Annotated in this window: 14 protein-coding genes and 1 riboswitch; of the genes, 5 read left to right on the top strand and 9 right to left on the bottom strand. The window is 32.6% G+C overall.

Annotation, left to right across the window (positions count from 1 at the left end; translation table 11 throughout):
* The first annotated feature begins 68 nt into the window (after window positions 1-68).
* A riboswitch (SAM riboswitch) is annotated at window positions 69-171 on the top strand.
* A 207-nt stretch (window positions 172-378) separates the two neighbouring features.
* From IPK06_10960 to IPK06_10945, 4 genes are read left to right on the top strand one after another with little or no spacing between them, the layout of a single operon-like run.
* Window positions 379-1,677: an O-acetylhomoserine aminocarboxypropyltransferase/cysteine synthase gene (locus IPK06_10960; GenBank protein MBK7980488.1), complete on the top strand. Its 1,299-nt coding sequence runs from the start codon at window positions 379-381 to the stop codon at window positions 1,675-1,677.
* A gap of 60 nt (window positions 1,678-1,737) precedes the next feature.
* On the top strand, window positions 1,738-2,853 hold the full coding sequence (gene metX, locus IPK06_10955) for a homoserine O-acetyltransferase (protein MBK7980487.1): 1,116 nt from the start codon (window positions 1,738-1,740) through the stop codon (window positions 2,851-2,853).
* Between the two features lie 27 nt (window positions 2,854-2,880).
* Entirely contained in the window at window positions 2,881-3,504 is a 624-nt protein-coding gene (locus IPK06_10950; protein ID MBK7980486.1) for a DUF998 domain-containing protein, read from the top strand.
* On the top strand, window positions 3,504-4,112 hold the full coding sequence (locus tag IPK06_10945) for a hypothetical protein (protein MBK7980485.1): 609 nt from the start codon (window positions 3,504-3,506) through the stop codon (window positions 4,110-4,112). The genes IPK06_10950 and IPK06_10945 overlap by 1 nt, the downstream gene beginning before the upstream one ends.
* Before the next feature lie 10 nt (window positions 4,113-4,122).
* Here IPK06_10945 and IPK06_10940 read toward each other — a convergent pair whose 3' ends face one another.
* From IPK06_10940 to bshB1, 3 genes are read right to left on the bottom strand one after another with little or no spacing between them, the layout of a single operon-like run.
* Window positions 4,123-4,509 (bottom strand): DUF302 domain-containing protein, encoded by a 387-nt coding sequence (locus IPK06_10940; protein MBK7980484.1) that lies wholly within the window; start codon window positions 4,507-4,509, stop codon window positions 4,123-4,125.
* 34 nt (window positions 4,510-4,543) lie between these two features.
* Window positions 4,544-5,416, bottom strand: a complete 873-nt coding sequence (locus IPK06_10935; GenBank protein MBK7980483.1) for an NAD(P)-dependent oxidoreductase — start codon at window positions 5,414-5,416, stop codon at window positions 4,544-4,546.
* Entirely contained in the window at window positions 5,413-6,144 is a 732-nt protein-coding gene (bshB1, locus tag IPK06_10930) for a bacillithiol biosynthesis deacetylase BshB1 (protein ID MBK7980482.1), read from the bottom strand. Before bshB1 ends, IPK06_10935 begins: the two co-directional genes overlap by 4 nt.
* A gap of 110 nt (window positions 6,145-6,254) precedes the next feature.
* On the opposite strand from bshB1, the gene gatB reads away from it, so the two are divergent.
* Window positions 6,255-7,676, top strand: a complete 1,422-nt coding sequence (gatB, locus tag IPK06_10925; protein ID MBK7980481.1) for an Asp-tRNA(Asn)/Glu-tRNA(Gln) amidotransferase subunit GatB — start codon at window positions 6,255-6,257, stop codon at window positions 7,674-7,676.
* A gap of 81 nt (window positions 7,677-7,757) precedes the next feature.
* Here the strand turns inward: gatB and IPK06_10920 are convergent, their stop codons facing one another.
* The 6 genes from IPK06_10920 to IPK06_10895 form a co-directional block, all read right to left on the bottom strand.
* Window positions 7,758-8,885, bottom strand: a complete 1,128-nt coding sequence (locus IPK06_10920) for a hypothetical protein (protein ID MBK7980480.1) — start codon at window positions 8,883-8,885, stop codon at window positions 7,758-7,760.
* Window positions 8,886-8,902: 17 nt separating this feature from the next.
* Entirely contained in the window at window positions 8,903-10,090 is a 1,188-nt protein-coding gene (locus IPK06_10915; GenBank protein MBK7980479.1) for an anhydro-N-acetylmuramic acid kinase, read from the bottom strand.
* Window positions 10,091-10,211: 121 nt separating this feature from the next.
* The gene (locus IPK06_10910; protein ID MBK7980478.1) at window positions 10,212-11,066 is read right to left on the bottom strand and encodes a DUF1460 domain-containing protein; all 855 of its coding nucleotides are present in this window, start codon (window positions 11,064-11,066) and stop codon (window positions 10,212-10,214) included.
* On the bottom strand, window positions 11,063-12,475 hold the full coding sequence (gene dnaB, locus IPK06_10905) for a replicative DNA helicase (protein MBK7980477.1): 1,413 nt from the start codon (window positions 12,473-12,475) through the stop codon (window positions 11,063-11,065). Before dnaB ends, IPK06_10910 begins: the two co-directional genes overlap by 4 nt.
* A gap of 9 nt (window positions 12,476-12,484) precedes the next feature.
* The gene (locus IPK06_10900; protein ID MBK7980476.1) at window positions 12,485-13,075 is read right to left on the bottom strand and encodes a uracil-DNA glycosylase; all 591 of its coding nucleotides are present in this window, start codon (window positions 13,073-13,075) and stop codon (window positions 12,485-12,487) included.
* A 249-nt stretch (window positions 13,076-13,324) separates the two neighbouring features.
* Entirely contained in the window at window positions 13,325-13,621 is a 297-nt protein-coding gene (locus IPK06_10895; GenBank protein ID MBK7980475.1) for a DNA-directed RNA polymerase subunit omega, read from the bottom strand.
* Window positions 13,622-13,630 lie beyond the last annotated feature (9 nt).

Raw genomic sequence — 13,630 nt, 5'->3', positions numbered from 1 at the left:
TACTTGCATTGAGAAGAAGATTTTTATATTTTCTCCATCAATAAAATTTGAACGTTCTTTAAGTAATTCAATTATCAAGAAAGGCAGAGGGAACAGGCCCTGTGAAGCCTTGGCAACCGTCATTATTGAAAGGTGCCAAATCCTGCCCTAGTAAATAGGGAAAGATAATATCGGAATTTATAAACCTCCTTTGGAATCTTTTCCCGGGAGGTTTTTTTTTGCCCTCTTGATACTTTCAAAAATATGATCTTTTCTTGATCAAAATATATACAGATTTTTTAGCTTAATTATTTGCGATAGAATTGAAATAAATTAATGTATTTAGAAAATTGAAGTAAAAACACAAAACAAAAAAATTCTAACTGAAAGGAGAATAAAATGAGTAATTATAAATATGAAACTTTACAGCTTCACGCTGGACAAGAAGTTGATTCGGCAACAAATTCACGGGCAGTTCCAATTTATCAAACATCATCTTATGTTTTTAATGATTCGGAACACGCGGCTAATTTATTTGGATTAAAACAATTCGGAAATATTTACACTAGAATAATGAATCCGACTTCGGATGTTTTTGAAAAAAGAATAGCAGCATTAGAAGGCGGAGTAGCCGCACTTGCAACTTCTTCCGGACAAGCAGCCGAACTTTTGGCAATAACTAATATTGCGCAAGCCGGAGATAATATTGTATCAACAAGCTTTCTTTATGGAGGAACATTTAATTTATTCAAAGTTTCTTTACCACGTCTCGGAATAAATGTAAAATTTGTCGATGGAGATGAACCAGAGAATTTTGAGAAATTAATTGATGATAAAACTAAAGCAATATATATTGAGTCAATAGGTAATCCAAAATTAAATATCCCGGATTTTGAAAAGATTGCCGAAGTAGCGCATAAAAATGGAATACCATTAATTGTGGATAATACATTTGGCGCGGCAGGCTATTTAGTTCGTCCAATTGATTATGGCGCCGATATTGTTGTAGCATCGGCAACAAAATGGATTGGCGGACATGGAACTTCTATAGGCGGAGTAATTGTTGATTCGGGAAATTTTGATTGGGGAAACGGAAAATTTCCATTATTTACAGAACCCTCACCCGGTTATCATGGATTAAATTTTAATGAAGTTTTTGGCAAAGGATCACAGTTTGGAAATATTGCTTTTATTATTCGTGCAAGAGTTGAGGGATTAAGAGATTTGGGTCCATGCTTAAGTCCGTTTAATTCATTTTTATTTTTACAAGGATTGGAAACTTTATCATTAAGAATAGAAAGGCATAACAGCAACGCGTTAATATTGGCAAATTGGTTAAAGAACCATCCTGCAATTGATTGGGTTTGGTACCCAGGATTAAAAGAATATCCTTCTCATATAAATGCGGTAAAATATTTACGCAGCGGTTTCTACGGCTCGATGCTTTCATTTGGCATAAAAGGCGGATTAGAAGCAGGAAAGAAATTTATCAATAAAGTCAAACTTGCAAGTTTGCTGGCAAACGTAGGCGACGCAAAAACTCTTGTTATACATCCTGCTTCAACAACACATCAGCAGCTTTCCGATGATGAACAAAGAGCATCTGGTGTAGCACCTGAAGCTATAAGAGTATCTGTTGGAATTGAACATATTGATGATATTATTAATGATTTTGAACAAGCATTAAATGGAAAATAAATTATATTTTATGCAATAAATATTTTGGAATGTAATGAAAATTTATTGTGAGGAGAGGAAATGATTGTAATTACTAAATTTGAAAATTTATTTAGTCAGTCAGTTCCTCTTCAACTTGAATGCGGCGCGGAATTAGATTCTGTAACTGTTGCTTATCAGTCTTACGGAACTTTAAACAAAGAAAAAAACAATGTAATTATTGTTAACCACGCTTTGACGGGAAACGCGCATGCAGCCGGAATTATTGAAGATATTGAAATTAAAAATTCTGAAAAATATCCTAAGCTTTATTCGTATAATAAAATGTTTGATGGTAAAGAAGGCTGGTGGTCGCCCTTAATTGGAAGCGGGAAACCTTTAGATACGGATAAATATTTTATAATTTGCTCAAATATTTTAGGCAGTTGTTACGGAACAACCGGTCCAACAAGTTTGAATTTAAAAACAAATTCTATTTACGGAATGAACTTTCCCGAAATAACAGTTAGAGATATGGTAAAAGTTCAAAAAGCATTGCTTGCTAAACTTGGAATTAACAAAATTACATTGGCTATCGGCGGTTCGCTTGGCGGAATGCAGGTTTTGGAATGGGCTATTATGTATCCGGATTTAGTTGATAAAATAATGCCAATCGCGACTTCAGCTGCTCATTCGGCTTGGGCAATTGGCTTGAACGAAGCATCTCGAAATGCAATTATAAATGACCCTGTTTGGAATAACGGTAATTACAAACATCAGCCTGAAAAAGGTATCGGTTTAGCTCGAAAAATTGCGATGATCAGTTATAGAAGTTTTGATTCATTTAATAAAAAATTCGGCCGTGGATTTAATCATAAAGAAAATATTTTTGAAATAGAAAGTTATCTTAATTACCAAGGCGAAAAACTAACAAATAGATTTGACGCCAACACTTATCTTTATTTAAGTAAGGCAATGGATTATCATGACGTTGGAAAAGACCGTAACGGAATAACAAACGCACTTTCATTAATAAAGGCTGAAACAAAATGTGTTGGAATTAATTCTGATATTCTATATCCGGTTGCAGAACAAAAAGAAAATCAAAGTCAAATTCCAAACGAAGATTATACTGAAATTGATTCAATACACGGGCATGACGCATTTCTAATTGAGTTTGATCAACTTGATAAAATAATTAGAAAATTTTTAGATTAATTTTTATTCATGGAATTTGCTCAAGTAATGGCAACTTTTAATTTTAGAAAGCTGTTATTTTCAGCCGGAATAATTTCTGTAATATTTTATATTTTTCATATTGTACTTGGTAGCTTTTTATGGCCGGATTATAATAATCTGCAGCAGCCTATAAGTGATTTGACCGCAAGCCAAGCTCCAAACAGATTTTTACTACTTGCAATTACAACAATATATGGATTTTGCGCGCTAATTTTTGCACTTGCTTTCACTTTTCTGGAAAGTAAAAAACACATCAGATTAGTTTTTATAGGCGGATTACTTTTTATCTCACTTCATATTTTATCAATCTCGTATGGAATATTTCCTGAAGATTTACCTGGGAGTAAAGAATCTTTTTCCGGATTTATGCATTTAGTAGTTACTGCGTTAATTGCGCCAATTACAATTCTAACACCCGTAACAATTGGACTTGGTTTTTTAAAAGACACATTCTGGAAAAGATTTGGAGTATTATCTATAGTAGCAGGAATTTTAATATTTCTTTTCGGCGGATTTACGGCTTACTTATTTATTCACAAATTAGCTTACTTCGGATTAGTTGAAAGAATTAATATAGGCATTTTACAAACGTGGACATTTCTCTTATCATATAAATTAATAAATCTGTAATGTTAAAATTTTCTGTTAAATTATATATTCTTTTTACTTTTATTTATTTTTCTTGTTATGCCCAAGAGCAAAATCCTTTTAATTTAGACTCTAGCAAAGTTAAGGTAAATTTTTATGGCTCTTTATTTCATCAGCATCATGATTTTTTTGGAGAAGCTTTTTCATTTCAAGGAATTGAGGGCGGAATTTTAGTTGAGAAAAAATATTTAGCCGGAATTTATGCTTCAAGTTTTGTTTCAAATTTGAAAGTTAATTTTAAAAATGAACTGAAATATTTTTCCTTAGCCCAATCCGGGATTTTAAGCGGCTATTATTACTCAAATTTTAAAAATGTTTACTCTGGAGTATTAATAAATCTCGGATATGTTTCAATAATTGGATATGAAAAATCTTTTCCGCTATTTAAGCCAAAAAATCCCGCTATCAATCTTGGTGGAATAGTCTGTGCTCCGCAATTATTTGCAGAAATTCCAACTCTTAATTGGCTTGAAATAAGAATAGGATTAGCTTACAATTTTTATTTTTTAGAGAAAAATTCGAAAATCAGTAATTCCGACTTAAATAATATTTCTTTTAATTTCGGATTTATTTTTGGTGATTTTGATTAACAAAATAAAATTATAATAGCTCGTAAACTTTTTTCAATTTGCCTGTCACTTCTTCGGCTATTTGACCAAGCGCTTCATTTTTAACGGCCTGCATTGCAACAATAGGATTCATAAAAGCTACTTCAATTTTTTTATCTTCAGTTTCCTGAACGATAACGTTACAAGGAAGAAGAACTCCGATCTTGTCTTCCGCTTTCATCGCTTTGTGAGCTAAAGGAGGATTGCACGCTCCGAGTATTTTGTATTTCCTGAAATCTACATTTAATTTATTTTTTAATGTTGACTGAACGTCAATTTCAGTTAATACACCAAACCCTTCTTTTTTTAATTCTTCCTGAACTTTTATTAAAGCATCATCAAATGAATAATCGACAATTTTAGATATGTAATATGTCATACTAAATCCTTTTTATTTTGTTTGATGACAAAAATCAAAATTGGTTTCTCTTTTGGAGATGAACCGAATTATATATTGCCGAATAATCTTTATCTGAGTTGCCCTTTTGAATTGAATCAATTAAAATTTTTCTAATCGACTTTAATGAATCCGTATTAATATTTTTTTCCGCAAATGAATTTAACATCAAATCCAGATCTTTTAGTAAATGTTTTACCGGAAAATTTGGACTATCAAAATTTCCGCTAAGATAATTTGGTAATTTTTTATCAAATGTTGGTGCGTACAACGCGCTGTTTCGTAATATTTCCATGAATGTTTCAACATTCAAATTATTTTCTCTTACAAAGCCAAGACTAACAGCAAATGCAACTGTTTCGGAAATTATCAATTGGTTCAGTGCTAATTTCATTGCCGCAGCCTGTCCAATTTCGCCGATATGCAAAACCTTATTGCTAAATGTATCAAAGATATTTTTCCATTTTGAAAACTGTTCATTAGAGGAACCGACTAAAACAATTAATTCTCCATTTAATATTTGAGGAATGCTTCCCAAAACGGGGGCTTCAAAATAACTTCCGCGAAGTCTTTTTATTCGTGAGTTTAATTCAACACTTTCCGATGGTGAAATTGTACTCATTTGAATTATAGTTTTGTTTTCAAAATTTCCAATGTTGCTGCCGAATAAAACTTCATCTATTGAATCGTAATTTGAAAGCATTAAAATAATTGCATCAGTTTCCTGCATAAATTCTATAATATCTGAAAATGCGACGGCTCCTAATTTTGCTAGTTCTGCTGTTTTGCTTTTTGTTCTATTGTAAATATTTAATTTATGATTTGATTCAACTAATTTTTGCGCAATAGGCTTACCCATTAAACCGGTGCCAATCAGTCCTAACTTCATAAATTCCCTTTTAAAATGTTAAATAAATCCATTTCAATTGCTTCTTCAGAAAAGAAAGGTTCACCAAATGGTTTCCCAATTTTAAATCCAAAAGTCTTGGCGCGCGCTTCCAAATATTTTATGAATTCCGGATTACTAATAAAAGTTTCCGGCTCGTTTGTTTTCGAATTTTTATTGAAAAATTGTGTTTGATAAGCCCAAACCGCTTTCATTTTTGTATCAAAGGTTTCAGAAATGTCAACAATGAAAGATGGAATAAATTCGTAAGTCTGCATAAAATAATAAATCTTTTTTGGTCTGTAAGCTTTTTGAGCATTTGAATTAACGATTGTCTTATATTTTGGCAATCCGGAAAGAAACATTGCACGTTTAATTAATTTGCTTGTTTCAATATGATCGGGATGTCTGTCGTTAAAGTATGGAGCAAAAATTATTTCAGGCTGATACTTTCTAATAACTTTTACAATTTTCGATGTATTTTCCTGATTTATAAAAACATGACCATCTTTAATTCCTAAATTTTCTCTAACGGCAACATTAAGAATTTTATCGGCATTTTTCGATTCAATTTTTCTAATTGATTTAGAACCTCTTGTTCCAAGTTCACCGCCGGTCAGATCAGCAATTCCAAATTTTGAACCGGCTTTTGTTAATTTTGCGATTGTGCCTCCCATTGATAATTCAGCATCATCCGGATGCGCAGCGAAAGCAATAAAATCTAATTTCAATTTTTACCTCAATTTTTAAAACCGAATATTATAAAATTATAAACGATTTCAAAATTTTCTATTTTTAAATAATTATATTTACCCCATAAATTTTTACAAAAGGGTTAAAATTGGAATTTGAAGCGGTCATTGGTTTAGAGGTTCATGCTCAACTTTTAACGGAGACAAAAATATTTTGCGGCTGCTCTACAAAATTCGGGAATCCGGCAAACTCAAATGTTTGTCCGGTTTGCTTGGGTCATCCGGGAGTTTTACCGGTCTTAAATAAAAAAGTTGTTGAATTTACAACATTAATGGGATTGGCAACAAACTGCACTATCAATGAAACTTCAACGTTTGAAAGAAAAAATTATTTTTATCCCGATCTTCCTAAGGGCTATCAAATTTCACAATTTGAACTGCCTATTTGTGAAAATGGATTTATTAATATAAATACCAGTGAAGTGAAAAAAATAAGAATTAAAAGAATTCACATGGAAGAAGATGCCGGAAAATCTATTCATGATCAAGGTTCGGATACTTTAGTGGATGTAAATAGATGCGGAACGCCGCTGATGGAAATTGTAAGCGAACCCGATCTTAGCAGCGGGGAAGAAGCTTATCAATATTTAACGAATTTAAAACAGATCATTACATACCTCGGTATCTGTGATGGAAATATGGAAGAAGGTTCGCTTAGATGCGACGCGAATATTTCAATAAGACCAAAAGGTTCTTCTAAACTAGGAACGCGTACCGAAGTGAAAAACATGAATTCATTTAGAAATGTTCAGCGCGCTATTGATTTTGAAATTGATAGACAAATAAATTTAGTTGAGGACGGCGGTGTAGTTGTGCAGCAGACATTATTGTGGAACGCTGAGCAAAATAAGGCAGCTTCAATGAGAGGAAAAGAAGAAGCGCATGATTATAGATATTTTCCCGATCCGGATCTAATGCCTGTTGTGGTAAGTGAAGAATGGAAAAACGAAATATTTAAAAGTATGCCTGAACTTCCGAAAAAAAGAAAAGAGAGATTTGTTAACGAACTTCAGTTAACCGAATATGATGCCGAAGTTTTAACTTCACAAAAAGAAATGGCTGATTATTTTGAAGAAGTATTAAAAGAAACCGCTGATACGAAAATTGCAGCTAATTGGGTAATGGGGGATGTTTTAAAAATATTAAATGAACAAAAATTAACTTTCACTAAATTTCCTGTTTCCGCAAAAAATTTGGGAAAGTTGATTAACTTAATTACAGCAAATAAAATAAGCAGCAAAATTGCCAAAGACGTTTTTCCCATAATGTTGGAAGACGATAAAGATCCGAACATAATTGTTGAAGAGAGAAATTTAATTCAAATTACCGATACTTCCGCAATTGAAACTGCTGTAGATAATGTTATTAAAAACAATCCATCTCAAGTTGAGGAATTTAAATCCGGCAAAGAAAAAGTATTAGGATTTTTCGTCGGTCAAATTATGAAGGAAACTAAAGGCAAGGCAAATCCTCAAATAGTGAACCAATTATTGAGAGAAAAATTAAAGTGATAAATAACATGCTGATCATCAAGTTTGATATAATATTTTAATTTCTTATTAAATCATAATAACTTGCGTTCCGGTTATTTTTTACTCAACCAATAATCTTTCATAATACCTGGAAGTTCCGGTATCTAAAATTTCCCAAATGATTTTTCTTATTGTTGGACCGATTCCATTTATTTGTCCAAGTTCAGATCGTATGCTTGAAATGCTTGTCTCTAATTTTGAAACCGCATATGCCGCATAGCCAAAATTTGATTTATAACCTCTAAGTTTTAACAAATAATCTATTTGCTCGAGAATTACAGTTACCAAATCATTTTCATTTAAAATATTGTTGAATAAATAGGCCGGAATTCTTTTGGAAATTTTATTTCTCTGAGCAAATGTTTGGAAAGTATAATTCACTGTTTCAAAATACTCTTTTGCGGGATTTCCCCAATTATCATTATTATATAAATTTTCATATTCAATTTGCATGTGAGGAAAATGTTCGAAAATAGTTTTCATGAAATATTCTTTTTGTCTGCCGGCTTTTAATGTCATTCCGCCGAAAATTATAAAATCAATTCCTGCTTTAAGACCTTCGCTAATTGATTGTTCGATCATTTGAGGAGTATCGGTAATAAAGGGAATTACAGGCATTAAAAACATTCCGCACGCAAAGCCATGATCTTTAAAGAACGAAATTGTTTCTAATCTTTTTGAAGGCAAAGCAGCGAGAGGTTCAAAGATTTTACTAATTTTATCATCAACGGTAGAGAAGCTAAAACTAATTATAGCTCTGTTTTGCTTATTTATTTTTTGAAGAATATCAAAGTCGCGTTTAATTAATACAGATTTTGTTAACATGTGAACCGGATAACCGAATTCGTAAAGCAGTTCTAAAGCTTTACGCGTTAATTCATATTTCTGCTCAACCGGCTCATAACTATCTCCAACGCCACCGCCGGGTAAAATAAAACTTTTTTTTAATGGAATTCTTCTTCGTTTAGGATCTAATTCATTTCTTAAAACCTCAATTGCGTTTTTCTTTATCACAATATCTTTGCCGAAATCACCTTCCACGAAATAATTTTCAGCTCTGCCGTCGCAGTAAACACAATCGTGGGTGCAGCCTCTATATAAGTTCATTCCGTAATGAGAAATGAACCATGAATCAATTTTTTTGTATTTACGTAAAATTGATTTAGCTTCTATTTCGTGAATTGGCATTTTGTATTTTCAAGAAATTATGGTAAACATATTTTACCGAGAATTGTAGGATGTTTAGCGCCTGTTGTTCTCGGAATGTTTGTAGGATTTCCCGAAACCGTTTCATTTGCCAGAACTGCAAAGCAAATTGCTTCCTTCGCGTCAGATGAAACGCCGATATCATCAATTATTTTTATTTCAATCTCTTGTCCGAAATCTTTACTTAAACATTCGTACAAAAATTTGTTTTTTGCTCCGCCTCCGCTTACAATTAGTTCATCAATTTTTGTTTCTTCCTCAATAAACTTTTTATAATTTCTAAAAATTGCGTATGACGTAAATTTTGTAATTGTTGTAAGCCAGTCTTCACTTTTTAAGTTTTCAAAATCTTTAAATAAATTTGATAAAAAGCTTTCACCGTAATATTCACGTCCCGTAGATTTAGGCGGCTGCCTTTCAATAAAAGAATCTTGCAGTTTCAGTCTTTCAAATAACTCATCATTGAAATTTCCTGATCTGGCAAAATTTCCGTCATTGTCAAACGCTTTATCAAAAAGTTTTTTTGTAACAATATCTATCAGCATATTGCCAGGACCAACGTCAAAAGCGAATACATCTTTCAATCCTTTTTCTTTGTTTAAGATTGTGAAGTTTGAAATTCCACCGATGTTTAACAAAGCTCTGTTTTTCAGATGCGAATGAAATAAAATATAATCAAAATATGGAACAAGCGGAGCACCTTCTCCACCCAAAGCCATATCGCCAGATCTAAAGTCCCCGACAGTAATAACTCCGCTTAACTTAGCTAATACAGCGGGATCGCCAATCTGCAATGTAGAAGAAATATTGTAATCAAAATAATTTTGTTTATTCGGCAAATGCTGAATTGTTTGTCCGTGCGAACCAATTAAATCAATTTTTTCGATGGGGAAATTGAGAGATCTGCACAGAACTTGAATTGCGTCAAAATAAATATTTGGAATAAGAAAATTTAATTGTGAAATATCTTCAACGTTACTCGATTCTTTAATTGAATTTTTCAACAATTTATCTTTCAAACCATTTGGGAAAGGGAATTCTAAAAATCCAATCAAATTAATTTTTGTAAAAATACTGTTTCCATCAATTTCAACAAGCGCTACATCAACTCCGTCCAAAGAAGTTCCGGACATAATTCCTATTACAAATTTCTTTTCTTTTTTAGAAAGGTCAAAAAGTCTTTGCATTGTTTTCGAAAAATTTATTCTTAATATTTTTTAATATAATAAATTTTCTTAAGAACAAACTTATAAAAATTATTGAATTGACCGGTCGCAATTATTTAATGAAAACAAAAAACCTTATTATTTATGGCTCTAAAACTCTTGCAACCATAATGCCTGTATGTTTCTCAACACTTTTTACATAATCGGCAAGCGGCTGTTCGGTAATTTGAATTTTCTTCCCTTTGATAGGCGCGTGCATAAAATGAATTCTATTGTCATCCATTTTAACGGCAATTCCCGTATGCGAAATGTCCAAGCCATCCGTTTTTGCGGTAATTAAAATTATATCGCCATTATTAATTTTACTTTCGGCACAGCCGATATGCTCTTGAGGAATATAATAATAATCTCGACTGTTCATTGAATCTTCAACAGATTTTATTTCTTTTACAAATTTAGGATTATTCTTTAATTGTTTATACAAATCGGAATGCGTGCTCATGAAATTAATTTTTTTGTCAAATTTAGTTCCGCCGATTTCTTTAGTTATGTCTTTCACATTTCCGCGTTTTGAGTTATCGTATAACCAATCTGCCGCATAATGCAGTCTTGACGGATATTCATTAATAATTCCGTTTCTATAACGAAGATTTTTAATTTCATTCTGATAATCTTGAAAAGTAGTTTTTCCTTCTTTTATGCATCTCGCAAACGCAAGTGAGCTTTCAAAAAATGTATAGCAATCCAAACCGGAAAGATGAATAACAAGCTGTTCCGAATCTCCTTTTTCTAAAGTAAAAGCCTCATAATCTAAACCTAAATAAGTTTTACCGATTGCGGCAACAACTTCACTTATGGGTAATTTTTGTAAATTTTTTGAAACCGCAAATTCAAATTTTGAATTACATATCTCAACGTCATTTTCCGAATAAATTGATTGCGCAGAGATACTTAAATTATATATTAAAATAAAAACAAAAAAATAAAACATTTTCATATTGGTAAATCCTCTTCTTCACTTGATGATATTTGCTGTTCAAAACTTGAATGAAATAAATCCAAGTTTTCGAATCTGGCAAAATCCTTAAGAAATTTAAGTCTTACATCTCCTGTGGGACCATTACGCTGCTTACCGACTATAATTTCCGCAATACCTTCAGTCGATTCTCCATCGGCAAATTGAGTTATACCGTAATATTCGGGACGATTTAGAAAAATTACAACATCTGCGTCCTGTTCAATTGAACCTGATTCTCTAAGATCGGAAAGTTGCGGTCTTTTATCACTTCTTGATTCAACAGCTCTGTTTAACTGAGAAAGAGCGATAACCGGAACATTTAATTCTTTGGCAAGAGCTTTTAAAGATCGGGAAATTGTAGAAATTTCTCTTTCTCTGCTGTCCATTCTAGTACTGGAAGACATAAGCTGTAAATAATCGATTATAATCAATCCGATATTTTTTTCAGATTTCAACCGTCTTGCTTTTGCTCTAATTTCCAACACGGTTTGACCCGGAGTGTCATCAATATAAATTGGCGCTTGCGAAAGTTTATGCGCTGTTCTGCTAATTCTGGGGCCATCTTCAGCTTTAAATTTTCCAGTTCTAACACTGTGAGCGTTTATGCGTGCCTCTGCGCAAATTAATCTTATTACTAATTGTATAGTTGCCATTTCCAAACTAAACACCGCTATCGGAACTTGATTATCAACGGCGGCATTTCTTGCCGCGGAAAGAGCAAATGCGGTCTTTCCCATTGAAGGTCTTGCTGCAATAATAATAAGATCAGATTTTTGAAAACCGCCAAGCATATCATCCAAACCAAAAAATCCCGTTGGAACAGAAAATGAAGAAATATTCTTTGAATGAATTGCCTCAATATGCTCTATCGCTTCACGAACTGCGCGGTCCATAGTTTTGTATGATTCTTTTAATCCCGCTTCTGTAATTTCAAATATTTTTGCTTCGGCGGAATCCAAAATATCAAATACATCTTCATTGCCTTTGTACGCGCTTGTTGCAATTTCCATTGATGAATTGATGAGCTTTCGCAGTATCCATTTTTCTAAAACTATTCTGGCGTGATAATCAACATTTGCGGCTGAAGAAATATTTTGCGATAATTTACTTATATAAACCGGTCCGCCTACAGCTTCAATTTTATTGTTCTTTTTTAATTCTTCATAGAGAGAGACAGAATCAATGGGTTCATTAGATTCATACAGCGAAAGCATCGCGTCAAAAATTAATTGATTCTTTTTATCGTAGAAACATTCGGATTGAACAACTGATGCAACTTTATCAATTGCTTCTCTTTCAAGCATTATTGCGCCTAATATTGCTCTTTCCACTTCAACAGCTTGCGGCGGCTGATTGATGAGATTATTTTGATTTTGTAATTGATCCATAATAATTTTTTATTTTATGCTGTCATATAATTTTCTAAATTTTTGAACATCTTCCCAGCAGCCTCTTTTCCAATTAGGATTTCTCAATAGCGCGGCGGGATGATAAGTGACCATAGCTTTTATTCCATTCAAATCAAAAACATTGCCGCGTAATTTTGTTAAGCTGTCTTTTGTTTTTAATAAACTGCCTGCGGCAATTAAACCCAAAAGTAAAATGGCCTTTGGTTTTATCAAATCAATTTGTTTGTACAAATAAGGTGTACATTCATCCATTTCCGGCGGAAGCGGATTTCTATTATTCGGCGGACGACATTTTAAAATATTGGCAATATACACTTCGTCTCTTTCAAAATTAATAGCTTTTAAAATATCGGTCAGTAATTTTCCTGCTCTGCCAACAAATGGAAGTCCTTGCTGATCTTCATCCGCACCCGGTGCTTCGCCAATTATCATTGCGTCGGCATTTGGATTTCCGGACCCGAAAACAAATTTTGTTCTGGTTTTGCCAAGAGGACATTTCTGACAATTATGAATGGAATCGTAAAGTTCTGTTAAGCTTTTGCAGTTTGAGTAATCTTCAAATAACGTTGTTGAGGGCATATAAAATTCTGTTTTTTCTTTAATATTAGGTTCTTGCTTAATTGGTGATTTGAATTCGAGAGTTAGTTTTTCATACAGCTCATCGCCAAATATTTCCTGCTGATTTTTTAATTCCTCTAATATTTGTTTTTTATCTATCACTGACTTCAAATTTATATTTGAATAAATATCTTAAACAAAAGTTAAATAAAATAAATTGTAAAAAAAAAGGAAGTCGTTTTGACTTCCTCTTTAAATGAAAAAGTTTTATTACTCTTCGGTGTTCTTAAAGCGGTAATCAATTTTATCATCTACCATCTTTTTGATGGCAACAATGTGAGGTTTATTTCTTTTTTCAAATTCCAAAGAAATCTTTTCTTGTTCTTGATTATCTCTTTCATCAAAATCATCATCGCTTGCCGGAGCAAATGTGCTTATAAGATTGCTGAATTCGGTTTTATTATCTTCATTTACTCTTCTTGCCTCTTGAGCACAAACGATAACAGCTTCATATAAATTAGCTGCTTTTTCTTTTAGAACTCTTAAATCTACAGGTGTTACGCCCATTTTGTTTCT

It is taken from the genome of Ignavibacteriota bacterium, from assembly GCA_016713565.1.
In the GTDB taxonomy this organism is placed as follows: domain Bacteria; phylum Bacteroidota; class Ignavibacteria; order Ignavibacteriales; family Melioribacteraceae.
Note: the sequence above shows the minus strand (reverse complement) of the source record. Positions and strands in the feature narration are given on the sequence as shown.